The organism is Mucilaginibacter koreensis, assembly GCF_054783355.1.
This window is the reverse complement of record NZ_BAAGQS010000001.1, coordinates 1557636-1572767: the sequence shown is the minus strand read 5'-3', so window position 1 is coordinate 1572767 and position 15132 is coordinate 1557636. Positions and strand designations below refer to the sequence as shown.

Here is a 15132-nt window from a genome sequence, read left to right as displayed (position 1 = left end):
CATTGGATAATATTCTCTAAATTTAAATGTACCAATGCAAAATACTGCAGAGGTATATCATCAACCTCTATCCTATGAAAGTGTCAACGTATAAGGGCTGGCTTATATACTGTATTGCTTTAATACTTATTTGTAGCTTGCCTTGTAAGTTAAAAGCTCAGGCTATCGCATCCAATCCGCATGCAACGGTGCTCAACAAATTAACAGCTTACCATAAAACTTACCCGCCCGAACAAGTTTACCTGCATTTCGATAAACCTTATTATTCAGCGGGAGACACAATTTGGTTTAAGGCTTATGTAACTTCTAACGGCTTTGCTTCCGCATTAAGCAGCAAGTTATATATAGAAATGTTTAATGATAGCAGCCGGATGGTTGAACAGTTTGCTTTACCTGTTAATGCCGGTCTGGCCAGCGGTTATATAGCTTTACCTGTGCTTCAATATAAGCAGGGTACTTATGTGGTAAGGGCCTACACCAAATGGCAGCAAAACTTTGGAGAAAGTGTATATTTCTATAAAAATTTCAGTATTGGTATTCCTCGAAAAAAATCGTGGCTGGTGAGTGAGCAGCATGTAATACAAAACACGGGCAGCGGCCGGAAAATGGACTTAGCCTTGAAACTGACAAGAATTGATAAAGTGCCTGTCGCCTATCAGGATGTGCTGATCACATTGAGCGGAAGTAATAAAGCAATAATAGCTAAAAAGATGCTTACCTCCGGAGATGGAAGTTTGAGGTTTGATACAGAGCTACATCAGGGTTTTGAAAACAATAACATTAAACTTAGCATTGCTGACAAAAATAAACAGGAGGTAGTGCAAATACCCATCATATTAAAACAGGAGGATGGGCCAATAGATTTACAATTTATGCCGGAGGGAGGGCATTTAATTAATGGCTTGTATACCAAAATAGGGTTTAAGGCAATAGGCGAGGACGGGCTTGGTGTAAATGTGAAGGGACATATTATAAACAGTGCAAACGAGGAAGTCGCAAATTTTCAATCATCACATTTAGGAATGGGCAGCTTTTTGTTTGCTCCAAAAGCCAACGAAACTTATAGGGCTGTTTATACCAGAACAGACGGAGGCAAAGCACAAACAGTAACATTAGCGCCGGTTAAACCTGAAGGCATCACATTTAAAGTAAATAATATCAGCAGTGCAGATACGGTGCTGGTTTATGTGTATGCAACTCCTGAAGTGGCCAGGCAGGGCGATACTTACTATTTAATGAGCCAAAATACAGCTGATGTATTTATCTGCAATGAATTTAGTCTCAAAAACGCATTTTATATTTTGCATATCCCTAAACGAGTGTTCACACCCGGATTGGTTCAATTCGCTGTACTAAATGCTAAAGGTGCTCCACTGATGGAGCGTTTGGTTTATATGCCGGGCGATGTCAGGCTTAACGTTAAAGTAGCCGGCCTGCAACAAAGTTACCAACCGCTTGACAGCATCCCTTTACAAATTTCAATTACAGATCATAAAGGCGAAGGGGTAACCGGCAGCTTTTCGGTTGCCGTTACTGATGATTCGCAGGTTAAACATACTGTCCAAGAAAATATATTAACTCATTTACTGCTTGCTTCGCAGCTTAAAGGTAACATAGAGCAACCTGAGTATTATATGCAAAATTCGCCTGAAGCTAAACAAGACCTGGATAATTTATTGCTGACACAAGGTTGGACCGCTTTTAACTGGCAGTTAGCTGCGGGGCCTTTAACCGCACCTTCATACCCGCCGGAACCGGATAACCGCTTATCGGGACGATTGACGGGGATGTTTAAAAAGCCGGTTTCGGACGCAAAAATTACCTTGTTTTTTAAAAGCAATAGTCAGATGCTGTTTATGGATACCGTGAGCAATCAGAACGGTGAATTTAATTTTACTGATTTGCCTAATGTGGATACTGCTGCTTATGTATTAAAGCTTTACAATAGTAAACATAAAGCTTTGGCTGCAACTGTAGAATTGAATGAGTTTAAACCCAGCCCTGTAAAAGCCTTGCCTTTTGAACAATTGATGCCGTGGAATGTAGCGACGGATAGTACTCTATTGAACTACTATTTCGGTATGCAGAAAAAAAACCAACTTGTTTCATCTGGCGGTCTTGATGGCAATGTGCTAAAAGAGGTTGTAATTAAGGCTAAAAAGAAAGGTGTACCTATAGGTGATGATTTTGCATTTACTGCAGATGAAATAACAACCAAAGAGTTAATTGCTGCGCGCCGCTCAAGTTTAGCCGACTTATTGTACCGCAGGTTACCTGAATTTAAAGAAACAAACGCTTATTGCATAGACAAATTTCATAAAATTGTTCAACAAGCTTACAAGAACTATACGTACAAAGCCAACTTAATAGTTGATTTCGTTATTGACGGTGTAAGTGTTTGGCGTACACAGGGGCCCATGACATCCGGAATACTTTCATCATACAACGACTATCTGCATTACTACCTGAATGCGGTAAATGCTGAAGAAGTAACCAGCATAAAGGTTTTAGAAGGCCTGAAGACCTATATTGTAATTTCTACCCGGAGCGGAAAGGGGCCGTGGGGACTTCCCGAACCCGGTACGTATGTATATCGCCCTTTACCAGTGCAAAATTATCGGGAATTTTACCGGCCACGTTACAAAACAGATGCAACTGATATTGCCGGCTACAGATCAACATTACATTGGGAACCCAATTTGGTTACCGGCAATTCAGGTAAGGCCAGCTTTTCATTTTATGCAGCGGACAAGCCAGGCACATACACTATAAAGATTGAAGGTACAGACTTGAACGGACGATATGCTGTAGCTACAGAACGTATTACTATTGGTAAAGCGTCTACTCTACCTGAATTGAAAACGAGTGAGCGCTAATTCATCGCCTAAATTTTTAAATGTGTATCTGAACTGCAAGCACAACTAAGAGCAGCAGAGCTCAGTTTTGTTGTTCTACTGCTAAATCCATCTCTCTTAAAACCGCTATAAGTTGATAAGGTGTATTGAGTAGTAATTGGGTGCTAACAAAAAAGCCCCGCAACAAACGCTGCAGGGCTTATAAAGGGAGTTTATTTAATGCTTATTGAGCAGAATCGTCAGACTTCTTGCCTTTGCGGGCATCGTTTTCAGCGCCTTCCATTTGCTCTTTTAATTGAGCCAGTACGCTTAAATCGCCTAAGGTTGATTTCTCAACAGATTCTTTTACTTTTTTCACCGCGTTATTAGCAGCTTTTGCTTCTTTTTTACGGTTTTCGAAATCGGTAACCCGAGCTTCAGCACGTTGGTCTTCCCAAATGCGTGAGTGAGAAATAACAATACGTTTGCTGTCTTTGTTAAACTCAATGATTTTGAAATCAGCGGTTTCTTCAGCTTTAACGCTCTTGCCATCTTCTTTCACCAGGTGTTTGGTTGGCGCAAAGCCTTCAACACCGTAAGGTAAAGCTACAATAGCACCTTTGTCAGTCACTTTCAATACAGTGCCTTGGTGAATTGAATCTACTGTAAAGATAGTTTCAAAAGTATCCCAAGGGTTTTCTTCCAATTGTTTGTGACCTAAGCTCAGTTTGCGGTTTTCAACATCCAGTTCCAATACAACCACGTCTAATTTTTCACCAACTTTGGTAAATTCATTAGGGTGATTTACTTTCTTAGACCATGACAGGTCAGAAATGTGAATTAAACCGTCGATGCCATCTTCAAGCTCCACAAACACACCAAAGTTGGTCATGTTTTTAACGGTAGCTACGTGTTTGGTACCTACTGCATATTTATCAGCAGCATTTTGCCATGGGTCAGGCGTTAATTGCTTAATGCCCAAGCTCATTTTGCGCTCTTCGCGGTCTAAAGTTAAAACAACAGCTTCAACTTCGTCACCTACTTTCAGGAATTCCTGAGGGCTGCGCAGGTTTTGTGACCATGACATTTCTGATACGTGGATCAAACCTTCAACACCAGGGGTGATTTCCAGGAATGCGCCATAATCAGCCACGGTAACAATTTTACCTTTTACTACTGAACCTACCTGGATGGCTTCATCTAAATTTTGCCAAGGGTGAGGGGTCAGTTGTTTTAAGCCCAGGGCGATACGTTTTTTCTCATCATCAAAGTCTAATACTACCACGTTCAGTTTCTGATCCAGTGCTAATACTTCTCTCGGATTTTCAATACGTCCCCATGAAATGTCAGTAATGTGCAGTAAGCCGTCAACACCACCCAAGTCGATAAATGCACCGAAGTCAGTAATGTTTTTAACGGTACCTTCCAGTACCTGACCTTTTTCAAGGCGGGCAACAATTTCAATTTTTTGGTTTTCCAAATCGTCTTCGATCAGCACTTTGTGCGATACCACTACGTTTTTAAACTCGTGGTTAATCTTAACAACTTTGAACTCCATAGTTTTACCCACATAAACATCATAATCGCGAATAGGCTTGATGTCAATTTGTGAACCTGGTAAGAAGGCTTCAACGCCCATAATATCTACAATCAAACCACCTTTGGTTCTGCTCTTCACAAAGCCGGTGATGATTTCATCATTTTCAAGAGCCTGGTTAATGCGCTCCCATGATTTTTGTGTTTTCGCACGTTTGCGTGAAAGCACTAGCTGGCCGTTTGCATCTTCCTGAGATTCTACAAATACGTCAACCTCGTCGCCGATTTTAAGCTCGGGCATGTCACGGAATTCAGACAATGATACCATACCATCAGATTTGAAGCCGATGTTCAATACCACGTCTTTTGCATTAATGCTAACTACAGTACCGCTAATAATTTCACCCTGATTGATTGAGTTAAAAGTAACATCGTACATTTTCTCAAATTTCTCACGGTCGGCGTTGCTGTAGTTACCGAATTTTTTGTCATCAGCATCCCAGTCGAAATCGTCGTGGGCGGCTGCAATTTTCGATTTAATTTCTTCAATCGAGATTGAATCAGCTTCTGATTCAATGCTTTCTTTTTGAGCAGATGCATTTACTGCACCCAGCTCAGCTTGTTTTGCTTGAAGTTCTTTTTCTGCTTCTTGTTTTTTTGCCATTAAATAAATTTTCTCCTTTTTTCCAATTCAATTGGAAGCGCAAAGGTAGGGATATATTTTAAGTTCAAAAAATTATTTTAAATGTTAATTGCTGATAATGAAACGCTTTTGTCATTCCAGTGGCAGATTTGAATGATGGGGTATTTGAATTTACAATGAACTAAAGTTGAATTGCGTTGTCATTGGTATATATCTACTACTGCATGGAACGTTTGTCTGCCACTTTCCGGTCGCTTCGCTACCCCAATTTCCGGTTATATTTTATAGGCCAGTCGCTATCGCTCATAGGCACCTGGATGGAGCGGATTTCGGTTAACTGGCTGGTATACAGTTTAACACATTCGGCGCTGATGCTGGGTGTTGTAAATTTTGCGGGGCAAATACCTACGCTCATCCTGTCGCCTTACGGCGGGGCTATATCAGACCGGCATAACCGTTACAAGGTTTTGTTAACTACTCAAATTTCGGCCATGGTGCAGGCTACCATTATGGCGGTGCTCGTGCTTACACATACCTATCATTTACTTACCATTATTATACTGAGCGCTGTTTTGGGTGTAGTTAATGCTTTTGATACTCCTGCAAGGCAATCATTAATGATTAAACTGATTGATGATAAAAAGGATTTGCAGAATGCCATTGCGCTCAATTCATCTATGGTGAACCTGGCGCGTTTGCTGGGCCCTGCCGTGGCGGGTATATTGCTGACTACTGTAGGCACGGGCATTTGTTTTTTGTTAAATGCTATCAGTTTTATTGCCGTAATAGTTTCGTTATTACTAATGAAACTACCTCCTATGGAGATAAAGAAAACTACACAAACCGTTTGGGAGAACCTGCAGCAGGGCTGGAATTACTTAAGGCATGAAAAGAACATACAGCTAATGATTTTGCTGATGGCCTGTACCAGTTTCTTTGTAATGTCGTACAGTACTTTAATGCCGGTATTTGCCAAAGATATATTTAAAGGTGATGCCGGTACCTATAGCTTGCTCAACAGTATTTCGGGTTTGGGAGCATTGTTTGGTGCCGTATACATGGCGAGTTTAAAGAACACATTACACATTAAACGGGTGGTTATTTATTCCAGCATTTTATGCGGCTTAAGTATTGCCCTGTTTGCTTTGTGCCATAGTTTTTGGCTGGCTTTGTTATTTATCATGCCATCGGGCATGGGTATGATGATGCAGATTGCAGGTACCAACACCTTTATACAAACCACCGTATCTGATGATATGCGCGGGCGGGTAATCAGCTATTATGTAATGGCTTTTCAGGGTATGCAGCCACTGGGCAGCTTTGTGGCCGGTTTAGGTGCGCACCATGTAAGCGCCCAAACGGTATTATTTGTACAGGGGGCGATCGGGGTAGTTACCGCTATTGCTTTCGGCCTGCTGTTCCAGCGTATGCGTAATCAAGAAATTAACAGGAACAAAGAAACTACACCGGTGCTGGAAAACGCCAACTCAGTTTAAGCTGTTAATTGTCGTTCAATTTCCTGATAGATGGATTGAAAGTCTGCCTTGAGGCGCAAGCGGTAATCTGCTAATAAGTCATTTAGCTGTACTTCTTGTTCAGGGCTGAAAGGATGATTCCAGATGCGCATGCAAATTCGTTTCAGGGCATAGGCCACCTGGTTAACTTCGATATACGATTGCAGGTAGCGGCTTTTCTTAAAGTTGGTGTAGAAACGTAAAAACAAGTTAGAGTCAGTATAGCCGCTAAAGCTTAAAAACTCATGGATAACGTCATCTTCACAACCTTCTAAATGGTTATAAAAGTCGTCTGCTAAAATTAAGCTTTCCGTTAACAACAGGTTGTCTAAAATTAGTTCTACTGCAATGTGGCCTAAAAAGAAGGGTTTTACGGGTGAGCCCGCCAGCGCCGGCAGCAAATGCAGCTTGAGTCGATGGGAATGGGTTTTGAAAAAATCCGAATTGTGAAAATGCCGGTCTACCTCTAAATGCTTTTTCCAACCGTTAATAATGGATTGAATTTCCGGATTGCTGTGACTTAGCTTTTCGGGATGAATCACGGCGCTTTTATCTGCATTTTTAAGTAAATCGGGCATTACCGTTCCCAAAATATGGTAACAGTTAATAGAATGGCGGTCGAAATAAAAATGGGAGAGGAAGTTCATAAATAGCTTAAGCAATTTACATAAAATTTGCTTTCTGCTCAAATCTTACAGCTAATATTAGCTTGCTTGTTTTCAATCACCTGTTCGGCTGATTGTTATATATTTGCCGGTTGAATAATAGAAACTCGAAAAATGAACTTTGTTGAAGAACTGCGCTGGCGTGGCATGCTGCATGATATAATGCCCGGAACTGAGGATTTACTGAATAAAGGTATGGTATCAGGGTATATCGGCTTTGACCCTACGGCTGATTCCCTGCATGTAGGCCACCTCACGCAGATCATGACGCTAATTCATTTTCAACGTGCCGGGCATAGGCCTTTTGCACTGGTAGGCGGGGCTACCGGCATGGTAGGCGACCCTTCGGGTAAATCGCAAGAGCGTAATTTGCTGTCTGAAGAGGTATTGCAGCATAACTTGGAAAGCATCAAAGTTCAGTTGGAAAAATTTCTGGATTTTAAAAGCGGTGCCGACAATAGTGCCGAAATGGTAAACAATTACGACTGGTTTAAGGAGTTTTCATTCCTGAATTTTATCCGTGATGTAGGTAAACATTTAACCGTAAACTACATGATGGCCAAAGATTCGGTGAAAAACCGCCTGAACGGTGACACGGGTATGTCGTTCACGGAGTTTACTTACCAGTTGGTGCAGGGTTACGATTTTTACTATTTATGGAAAAATAAAAACTGCGCCCTGCAAATGGGCGGCTCTGACCAATGGGGAAACATCGTGACCGGCACGGAGTTAATACGCCGCAAAGATGCCGGAGAGGCTTATGCCTTAACAACACAGTTGATTAAAAAAGCCGACGGCACTAAATTTGGTAAAACCGAAGGTGGTAATATCTGGCTTGATCCGGCTAAAACCTCACCTTACAAATTCTACCAGTTTTGGTTAAATGCGAGCGACGATGACGCCAAAAACTTTATACGGATATTCACGCTGTTTGACGAAGCCACAATTGTAGCTTTAGAGCAAGAGCATGAAGCGGCTGCACACCTGCGCGCTTTACAAAAAGCGCTGGCTAAAGATATTACCATCCGGGTACATGGCGAAGCGGAGTACGAAAAGGCTATTAAGTCATCAGAGTTTTTATTTGGTAACACCGGTATTGAGTTTTTAAACGAATTGAATGATGAGGAAGTACTGGGCTTGTTCGAGGGCGTTCCTCAATTTAGTATCAGCAAAGCAGATTTAAGCGACGGTATAGACCCGGTTGAGCTATTGGGAGCAAAGACTGCTATATTTAATTCTAAAGGTGAAGCCCGTAAAATGATTCAGGCCGGCGGCGTATCTATCAACAAAAGTAAAGTAGGTGCGATAGATGAAAAAATTACTACAGCACAATTGATTAATCAGAAGTTTTTGATTGCCCAGAAAGGGAAAAGAAACTATTTTTTAATTACCGCTGAATAAATTTGATAATACGACATTTTGTAAATAAATTTGGATAAATGTCGTACAAAAAGAAACATAATATCATAAATGAAGTTAATGAACCTATGGCAGCTTATCTTCCCATAGGTTCATTTGACTCTTTTTATCAATTACTCCAGGGAGTTACCCCAGCCCGTGCATCCACTGATTTTGATATCTTAAATCTTTCCCGGCAGGGTTTACCCAAAAAGGTGCTGCTGTCTTTAGCACAAAAAATCTCATTTACACTGCAAGAACTGGCAGAGGTAATGCACATTTCTGACCGCACGCTTCAACGTTACGAAGATAACGCCGTTATTAAAACCGAGTATGCCGAAAAGGCCATTGAACTGGCCCGCCTGTATACACGCGGTGAGGAAGTTTTTGGATCCATGGATAAATTTAAACAATGGATGAAAACCCCGGCGCATATTTATAAAGGTGAAACTCCGGCATCCTTATTAGATACCTCTATCGGCTTCGATATGATTTTCAAAGAACTGGGCCGCATTGAACACGGTATTTTTGCCTGATGCTGTTATATCGGATTGCCAAGTGTCAGTATATTCATGATTTGAGCGGCACTGGTGCACGCTTGTATGGCGGCCGCTGGAACAGCCTAGGCAAACCGGCAGTTTACCTGGCTTCGTCAAGAGCCCTAGCGGTGCTCGAAGTGCTGGTACATTTACCGCCTACTTTATTGCCGGCCGGTTATTGTGTAATTACCATTGAGGCGCCCGATGATATCTTAAAGGTTGATATAAAGCATCTGCCTAAAAACTGGAAGGAGTACCCCGAACCTGTGCAGTTAAAACAATTGGGCGACAAGTTTTTGAAAGCCAATAAACACTTATTGCTTAGCGTACCTTCAGCTATTGTAAAAGAAGAGAATAATTATGTACTTAACCCATTACACCCGTTAATGGCAGAGGTGAAGATTACTCACCAGGAAGATTTTAACTTTGATGAACGCTTGATTTAAATAAGAAAGCCTGCTCAATAAGCAGGCTTTCTTATTTATAAATCACTTAATAATTCCATTTTTTTTTGATTGTATTCCTCTTGCGAGATGAGGCTGTTATCAAAAAGCATTTTTAGTTTTTTCAGCTTTTCGGTCAGCTCATCAGGTTTTGCTGTTACAGCAGGTTCCGCGGCTGGTGCCGGAGGAGGAACCGGGGTAACCGCAGGTGCAGGCGGTGCATATACAGGTTGTTGTATAGTTGCAGCTACCGGTGGTTGCGGTGCAGCAGGGGGAACGGGTGGTGCAGGAACTTCATGCTTCGTTGCATTTTCAAATTGGAAAGCGCCTGAAGCTGCGCGCTTTTCTTCCAGTTCGCGCAGGCGGCGGGCTTCGCGCTCGGCTTCTTTACGTTCTTGCGAGTACTGGTATAATTTACGGGCCTGTACTTTTGGTAAGTAATCTACACCCATTTCGGAACCATTTACAGTAGTGGCGCTAAAAATGGCGCCTATAATTTCTTCCTTGGTATGTACATCGGCAATATCCTTCCATACAAAATCGATAAACTTAATGGAAAGGCCCAGGTTAGCCGGGGTAAAGAACAGAATGCGCTTATTGGTTAAAGCCACGCAATCCGGAAAAAGGTTAACCAACGGTTTCTTTTGTGTAGCTATATAGATGATTTGCTCATCTGTTGTAAGCAGGTCAGTAAGGCGGGAGTATACTTTTTCAACCGCTTTAGGATCCTGCTGATCATTCAAAAATTTTTCAATCATCGGGTGTTGATGGTTTATTTCAGGGTAAAAATAATAAAATTTGATTACCAAATGTAATGTTCATCAGGCCACCAGCAAGTTACAGCCGCGGATGTCGGCATTGTCAAACCGGCCCAAAATCTCGAAAGATTGATCCTCGTATACACGCCCTAAATCCTGCGTAGCAATAAAGGAACAAGAGTTAATATTTGCCAGATCAATGATATTGACACCTCCTGTGGCGTTAGTGCCTAACAAGTGTAGCGGGTCATTGGTGTCACGGGTGATAATGCGCATCCAGGGTGGGCATTCAAATATACCGCTGCCTTTGGAATAAGCCTGAGAAAGCAATTCCGTCATGCCATATTCAGAGTGGATGGCAACTGTGCCAAAGCCGGAGTTTAAAATACTATGTAGCTCATCTCTGATCATTTCTTTGCGCCGGCCTTTCATACCGCCGGTTTCCATTACTATCAGTTCCGGAAAATTTAAAGTATACTGCTCTACAAAATCGAGCAGGGCGAAAGTAACGCCAATAAGCAAAGTGGGCTGGCCAGTCTGTTGTTGCTTCAGTAACTGCTGATGCAAATCGGCATAATTGTATAGATAAAAACCACTATCCGGATGCCGGGATTGTTTAATCAAGTCATCAGCCATATAAATTAAGGATGATCCCTGGCGCTCTAAGTAGGACGGTAGCACAGCCAATACACAATAATTAGTAACCGAACCATAAAATAGCTCGAAAGCTTTGCGGAAGCTCATTTCATACCAGCTTACATCGGCTACTAAATGTTGGCTGGTAATCATGCCCGTGGTGCCCGAACTGGTGAAAGTAACCTGTGGCTGCTGCTGTTCGGTAATTACCTGGTGCGATTTAAAAAACTCAACCGGCATAAAAGGTATTTCGTGCATGCGGTTAACCATTTCAACCTGCACATTTAGGCCTTGTACAAACTGCGCATAAACAGGGTTGGCAACGGCCTGATACCTGAAAGTATCCAACGCGGCTTGTTCAAATGCTTCCGGAGTTTGTATGGAAAATATATGCTGCTGTTGCGGTTTGTGCATGGCGCAAATATACAATTAATTGAAAGGGCAAACCCGAAGCAAAAATCCATAGGACTGAAATTAGCAAAACCATTTATGTGCTTTCAGGTTAAAATGAGCAAAGGAAATTAGTTTTTTATTTACTTAAAATCTACAACTATGAACAATATCAGACTGGCTTTATGGCCCACTTTATTATGTTTCTTCTTCATTTTGGTATCAGCCAGCCCGGCGGCAGATAAGGAAACTGAACGCCTACAATCTGCTACGGCGGTATTGAAGCAGTTTTCAGGTATGAAAGAAAAGATACCTGCCGAACTGGTGAAGGAAACTCAGGGTATCATCGTCATTCCTAAAATGCTGAACGCGGGTTTAGCGGTTGGTGTTAAACGTGGTCGTGGCGTAGCCATGGTAAAATTGGATGACGGCAGCTGGAGCAATCCGGTATTTGTAACCCTGACTGGTGGTAGCTTCGGTTTTCAAATTGGTGTGCAAAGTGTTGATTTAGTATTGGTGTTTCGCCACAAAGGCGTGTTAACCAAAGTTGAAAATGGTGATTTTACCATCGGAGGCGATATCTCTGCTGCTGCCGGTCCGGTAGGCCGCAGCTCTTCGGCCAGCACCGACTACAAATTAGAAGCCGAAGTATATTCTTACTCGCGCAGCCGTGGTTTATTTGCCGGCTTAACTGTAAACGGTACTAACCTGGCTATAGACAAATCGGCTAACGCTGCCTTTTATGGCTCGGGCACCAGTTCGCAAAATATTTTTACTACAGCTAAATCTTCATCATCATCTGTTGCTGATTTAAAAGCCGCTCTGCGGGCGCTGTAAATATTTATTACAGATTTCAATTTCACAATCCGCTATCTTGGATAAATATATCTAACGATAGCGGATTTTTCTATGCTTACTCGGCTCCCTGGTAATTAAACACGCTTTTGAATAGATAACCGGTTAAGCCCGCAAAGCCGCCAACCAATCCTCCTAAAATACCGGTTACTGCCATAATGAGCGTCCAATGTGGCAAGAAAAATAACCTGGCTACCTGTGTTGCCAGCACATGCTGGTTCGGTGCGCTTTTGAGCATAGCCAACAGTACCCAAGCCACAAATACAGAAATAAAGCTCGACCAAAATGCCTGACTCGCTGAATGTGCCAGCCAAAACGCAGCACCGAATGCAATAACGGCGATGAGCCACCAAGGCAGTATAAAACCACAGGCAAACACTAATATAAAAATGAGTAGGATGAGCATGTTACTTTTTATTTAAGGTTAGGGTAGAAGTAATACGTTTAGAAGCTTCAGTAGCTGATTGCAGGTACAATAACTCATTAAGCTGCCCACTTTGCCAGGTTTGCAGCATGTTTTTATAATAAGGGCTGCCCGGGTTGCCCGACTGCCCGCCGGGATACACACCAAACCCTTTTACCTGAGGCCCCAGTTGTACCACCATGCGCCAGGATGGGCCGGTGGTTTCTGTTAAGGCATTAATGACACCGCCCGAACCTCCGGCTATGAATTTACCGCTGCCAAAGGCAGGCAAACTGGCCAGATGGTCGATGTGTGAGCCTTTGAATTTACTCCAGGCCCAGTGAGCGCCCGGCTGGCCATGCTGGCGTACCAGTTCATCAACTGTAGTATTGAAAGCATTGCTAATGATGTCCTCGCAGGTTTCTTTACCGGGCGTGGTGGCATTGTCAAACCATTTGGATTGCGGCTCGTGCAAAATCAGCTCCACTGTACGGTCGCGCGAGGGGTGACGAAGGTTGTCTTCATCGCTGCCGAATTCATCCCAAATCATACCATCCAAACGCTGCCACCATAATTGAAATACCGTTGCTCCTATGGCATCCTGGCTGAAGCGCAGATTCCAGTGTTTAACTAATGTATAGGCTTTTTGCTGTTGTGGTGTTAGCTTGGTACTGTCTACATACCTCAACATGGCAGGGAGCACATCATAGGCATGTATGCTGTAATCATCCAGTTGCAGGCGGCGCATACTATCCACCGTAATTTTGTTCATCGCAGTTAACCGGTTGTTAATACGTTTGCCTCGCTGATAACTACCAAACTGCCAGTTAATGTAATAAGGATAAGACGGATCAGTTGATGATTGGTTAGCCGAAGCCAGATATCCCTGCGCCGGGTTTTTGGCCGTCGGGTTTTGATCAGCCGGAATCCAGCCGTGCCAGTCGTTGCCGGGGTCGCTTCCATCTAACAAAAACTTGCCCTGGTCTTTAAACTTCAAAGGAAGTTTTCCGTTGGGGGTAATAGCAATATCTTTATCGGCATCGGCGAAAACAAAGTTCTGGGCCGGGGCGGTATAGTAGGTGAGCGCCTTGCGGTAATCATTATAGTTTTGCGCTCTGTTAAGCAGATAAAAAGTCATGAACTCGTTGGAGGCATCGTGTGCTATCCACCGGAGTGCTGCATTAATCGGAACGTTTTCCCTGCCGCTTTTGCCTTTTTGTGCAGCTTCGGTGTACACCACCGGGCCATGATGCGTGTATAGTACCGTATCTATTACATCGGGCTGGCCCTTTACCTTAATCACTTCAACGCGCTTTTTAACCGGGTTCCAGCGGTTATTATACCAGTAAGCATTGCGGGTATTATCTTTAAAATTGATTTGATACCAGTCAAGTACATCGGCATCTACATTGGTCACACCCCAACTCACTTTTTGGTTATAGCCAATGATGATGCCCGGCGCTCCCGGTAGCGAAACACCATTTACATTCACTCCCGGCGCTGCCAGTTGTATCTGGTACCAGATGGATGGAAAGGTAAGGTGCAAATGCGGATCGTTGGCCAGCATGGGGTAGCCTGTTGCAGTTTTGCTGCCGCTTACCGCCCAATTGTTACTGCCAATACCGTCTACTTTCTGCCGGGTTTTTACCTGGCTGTGCATTTGCTGCATAAAACTGTCCGAAGGTTTTGGCACGGATAGCGGTTTGAAATTCCAGGGGGTGCCTTTAGGAATGATGGGTTCCTCTCGGTAAGGGTAATCAGGGAACAGGTTCTTAACCACCTCTGGTCCGAACTTGTTCAAAACATTACTCATGGCAAACTCGTCTGAGCCGCCGGCTAAAGTTTCCGACATTAGCTTTAATAAAAAAGCACAATTAATAGGCTGCCATTCTTCAGGCGCATAATTGAGCAGTTTAAACTCAATTGGATACTCAGCAGGCGAAAGGGAACGAATGTAACTGTTTACGCCAGCCGTATAAGCCAGCAGCATACGCCGGGTTACCGGGTCCTGCATCATTTGTCGGATGGTATTTTCTGCACCATATACCATTCCCATACGCCGGTGGTAGCGGTCAATGCTTAGTGCCGATGGTCCCACCACTTCGGCCAGCCGGCCGGCTGCACTTCGGGTTTGAATATCCATCTGCCACAGGCGATCACGGGTGGTAAGGTAGCCTTGCGCCATATACAAATCATGTTCGTTTTGCGCAAATACATGCGGTATATGATTTTCATCAAACCGGACTGTAACCTGTCCGTCCAAGCCTTTAATATCAATCTTCTCATCATTGCCGGGCTTCATGCTTTCTGCATTTTGCCAGAAACCGGTAGTTGGGTTCAGGAATTTACCCAGCGGCGGAATGGCTCCAAACTTGGTTTGTAAGGCCCAAATCAATACGCCGGTAATGGCAAGGGAGAACAAAGCTTTGATGAGTTTCATGAAGATGGTGTTGGTATGAGTACGAATATAAGGGGAATTTGTATGAGGTGATGGGATAAGTGTTACTTTGGCGATTGC

The 15132-nt window shown here is 43.2% G+C and carries 12 protein-coding genes; 6 read left to right on the top strand and 6 right to left on the bottom strand.

The window, feature by feature from the left end; all coding sequences use genetic code 11:
* The first annotated feature begins 188 nt into the window (after positions 1 to 188).
* Positions 189 to 2876 carry a hypothetical protein gene (locus tag ACYVNW_RS07135; protein WP_460679158.1) on the top strand — a complete coding sequence of 896 codons (2688 nt, stop codon included), beginning with the start codon at positions 189 to 191 and terminating at the stop codon, positions 2874 to 2876.
* Positions 2877 to 3078: 202 nt separating this feature from the next.
* Here ACYVNW_RS07135 and rpsA read toward each other — a convergent pair whose 3' ends face one another.
* A complete protein-coding gene (gene rpsA, locus ACYVNW_RS07130; RefSeq protein ID WP_460679157.1) occupies positions 3079 to 5034 on the bottom strand; it encodes a 30S ribosomal protein S1 in 1956 nt (651 codons plus the stop codon).
* 203 nt (positions 5035 to 5237) lie between these two features.
* Here rpsA and ACYVNW_RS07125 point away from each other — a divergent pair, with 203 nt between their 5' ends.
* Complete coding sequence (locus ACYVNW_RS07125) at positions 5238 to 6509, top strand: MFS transporter (protein ID WP_460679156.1); 1272 nt, start codon at positions 5238 to 5240, stop codon at positions 6507 to 6509.
* Here ACYVNW_RS07125 and ACYVNW_RS07120 read toward each other — a convergent pair.
* Positions 6506 to 7174, bottom strand: a complete 669-nt coding sequence (locus ACYVNW_RS07120) for an ACP phosphodiesterase (protein WP_460679155.1) — start codon at positions 7172 to 7174, stop codon at positions 6506 to 6508. The two genes, ACYVNW_RS07125 and ACYVNW_RS07120, sit on opposite strands and share 4 nt — an antisense overlap.
* A gap of 132 nt (positions 7175 to 7306) precedes the next feature.
* On the opposite strand from ACYVNW_RS07120, the gene tyrS reads away from it, so the two are divergent.
* The 3 genes from tyrS (at position 7307) to ACYVNW_RS07105 (ending at position 9575) form a co-directional block, all read left to right on the top strand.
* The gene (gene tyrS / locus ACYVNW_RS07115; RefSeq protein ID WP_460679154.1) at positions 7307 to 8593 is read left to right on the top strand and encodes a tyrosine--tRNA ligase; all 1287 of its coding nucleotides are present in this window, start codon (positions 7307 to 7309) and stop codon (positions 8591 to 8593) included.
* 86 nt (positions 8594 to 8679) lie between these two features.
* Positions 8680 to 9126: a type II RES/Xre toxin-antitoxin system antitoxin gene (parS, locus tag ACYVNW_RS07110; RefSeq protein ID WP_460679153.1), complete on the top strand. Its 447-nt coding sequence runs from the start codon at positions 8680 to 8682 to the stop codon at positions 9124 to 9126.
* Positions 9126 to 9575 carry an RES family NAD+ phosphorylase gene (locus tag ACYVNW_RS07105; RefSeq protein ID WP_460679152.1) on the top strand — a complete coding sequence of 150 codons (450 nt, stop codon included), beginning with the start codon at positions 9126 to 9128 and terminating at the stop codon, positions 9573 to 9575. The genes parS and ACYVNW_RS07105 overlap by 1 nt, the downstream gene beginning before the upstream one ends.
* A 35-nt stretch (positions 9576 to 9610) precedes the next feature.
* Here the strand turns inward: ACYVNW_RS07105 and ACYVNW_RS07100 are convergent, their stop codons facing one another.
* Together ACYVNW_RS07100 and ACYVNW_RS07095 are read right to left on the bottom strand one after the other, a co-directional pair.
* Positions 9611 to 10330 carry a PH domain-containing protein gene (locus tag ACYVNW_RS07100; RefSeq protein ID WP_460679151.1) on the bottom strand — a complete coding sequence of 240 codons (720 nt, stop codon included), beginning with the start codon at positions 10328 to 10330 and terminating at the stop codon, positions 9611 to 9613.
* Positions 10331 to 10393: 63 nt separating this feature from the next.
* Positions 10394 to 11380, bottom strand: coding sequence for an acyl transferase (locus tag ACYVNW_RS07095; RefSeq protein ID WP_460679150.1), 987 nt, complete (start codon positions 11378 to 11380; stop codon positions 10394 to 10396).
* A gap of 138 nt (positions 11381 to 11518) precedes the next feature.
* Here ACYVNW_RS07095 and ACYVNW_RS07090 point away from each other — a divergent pair, with 138 nt between their 5' ends.
* On the top strand, positions 11519 to 12193 hold the full coding sequence (locus ACYVNW_RS07090; protein WP_460679149.1) for a lipid-binding SYLF domain-containing protein: 675 nt from the start codon (positions 11519 to 11521) through the stop codon (positions 12191 to 12193).
* Between the two features lie 76 nt (positions 12194 to 12269).
* Here the strand turns inward: ACYVNW_RS07090 and ACYVNW_RS07085 are convergent, their stop codons facing one another.
* Positions 12270 to 12617, bottom strand: a complete 348-nt coding sequence (locus ACYVNW_RS07085; RefSeq protein ID WP_460679148.1) for a hypothetical protein — start codon at positions 12615 to 12617, stop codon at positions 12270 to 12272.
* A gap of 1 nt (position 12618) precedes the next feature.
* A complete protein-coding gene (locus ACYVNW_RS07080; RefSeq protein WP_460679147.1) occupies positions 12619 to 15054 on the bottom strand; it encodes a penicillin acylase family protein in 2436 nt (811 codons plus the stop codon).
* Positions 15055 to 15132: the final 78 nt, after the last annotated feature.

Bases quoted from the DNA above. Each gene is read 5' to 3' on its own strand.
- ACYVNW_RS07080 (WP_460679147.1), bottom strand. From the start codon at position 15,054: ATGAAACTCATCAAAGCTTTGTTCTCCCTTGCCATTACCGGCGTATTG.
- tyrS (WP_460679154.1), top strand. From the start codon at position 7,307: ATGAACTTTGTTGAAGAACTGCGCTGGCGTGGCATGCTGCATGATATA.
- ACYVNW_RS07085 (WP_460679148.1), bottom strand. From the start codon at position 12,617: ATGCTCATCCTACTCATTTTTATATTAGTGTTTGCCTGTGGTTTTATA.
- ACYVNW_RS07095 (WP_460679150.1), bottom strand. From the start codon at position 11,380: ATGCACAAACCGCAACAGCAGCATATATTTTCCATACAAACTCCGGAA.
- rpsA (WP_460679157.1), bottom strand. From the start codon at position 5,034: ATGGCAAAAAAACAAGAAGCAGAAAAAGAACTTCAAGCAAAACAAGCT.
- ACYVNW_RS07105 (WP_460679152.1), top strand. From the start codon at position 9,126: ATGCTGTTATATCGGATTGCCAAGTGTCAGTATATTCATGATTTGAGC.
- ACYVNW_RS07125 (WP_460679156.1), top strand. From the start codon at position 5,238: ATGGAACGTTTGTCTGCCACTTTCCGGTCGCTTCGCTACCCCAATTTC.
- ACYVNW_RS07120 (WP_460679155.1), bottom strand. From the start codon at position 7,174: ATGAACTTCCTCTCCCATTTTTATTTCGACCGCCATTCTATTAACTGT.
- ACYVNW_RS07090 (WP_460679149.1), top strand. From the start codon at position 11,519: ATGAACAATATCAGACTGGCTTTATGGCCCACTTTATTATGTTTCTTC.
- parS (WP_460679153.1), top strand. From the start codon at position 8,680: ATGGCAGCTTATCTTCCCATAGGTTCATTTGACTCTTTTTATCAATTA.
- ACYVNW_RS07100 (WP_460679151.1), bottom strand. From the start codon at position 10,330: ATGATTGAAAAATTTTTGAATGATCAGCAGGATCCTAAAGCGGTTGAA.